Below are 1,017 nucleotides of genomic sequence, written 5' to 3'. Positions count from 1 at the left end.
AAAAACAAATCCCTTAAACGTCGAAAATACGACGCTGCTTTCAAAGCCGATGTGCTAAAAATGATTGCTAACGGGCAAAGCGTGACTTACGTAGCTCAGGCGTTAGGCATTAGTGAAGCGCTGATCTATAAATGGAAGCAGCGCAACACAAGGGACGGGAAAAATCACATTTCGAGCCAGGCTTCTGATGTGATGCTTGAGAATAAGCGACTGTTACAACGGATCAGCCAACTGGAAACTGAGCGCGAGATCTTAAAAAAAGCGTTGAGCATTATCAGCCGACAGACCTGAGATTACGGTACGAGCTCGTTCAACAGCTAACCAATGAGTTTGCCGTTGAAACACTATGTTTGGTGCTCGGGGTGAGTCGTTCCGCCTATTATCGGTATTTGCGGGGCGGCAGCTACCAATTAACGCCAGAGAAAACAGCCCATCAACGTGCTGTGGAACAGGTTTTTGCTGAGCATAAACGACGGTATGGCAGCCGACGTGTCACAGCTGAGTTGCAGCAGAAAGGATATTTGATCGGCCGCCATCAAGTACGAACATTGATGAAAGCCGCTGACCTACAGGCTATTCAACCCAAATCGTTTGTGCCTCGTACGACTGACAGCACCCATGGCAGAGGATATTGGCCCAATTTGTTGTTAGATCAGCCTCTACCTCAAGCCCCTAATTTGATCTGGGTCAGCGACATTACCTATTTGCCGCTGATCAATGGCGACTGGGCTTATTTGGCTACTTGGATGGATCTTTACTCGCGAAAAGTGGTAGGTTGGCAAGTGGGTAAAACTATGGAAGATGAGCTGGTTATACTTCCGTTGCGTCGTGCGTTGCAGTCGCGTCAACCGGCTACAGGCCTGATTATCCATTCCGACCGAGGGGGTCAATATGTGTCAGCTGAGTTGAAAGAGTTAGTACGATTATGGCGAATCAGGCCCAGCATGAGCCGAGCCGACGATCCCTACGATAATGCCTTTGCCGAGTCGTTGTGGAGCCGCCTAAAGGCGGAATTAC

At 49.1% G+C, this 1,017-nt stretch carries 2 protein-coding genes; both read left to right on the top strand.

The window, feature by feature from the left end:
- Positions 1–291, top strand: a 291-nt coding sequence (locus ACYVGR_RS37570; protein ID WP_460966063.1) for a transposase, incomplete at its 5' end; no start/stop codon positions are given.
- On the top strand, positions 288–1,017 hold a 730-nt coding region (locus ACYVGR_RS37565), incomplete at its 3' end, for an IS3 family transposase (protein WP_460966064.1). The genes ACYVGR_RS37570 and ACYVGR_RS37565, both read left to right, overlap by 4 nt.

Source organism: Spirosoma litoris, assembly GCF_054776755.1.
The sequence above is the reverse complement of the archived record's forward strand: the minus strand, read 5'-3'. Positions and strand labels throughout refer to the sequence as shown.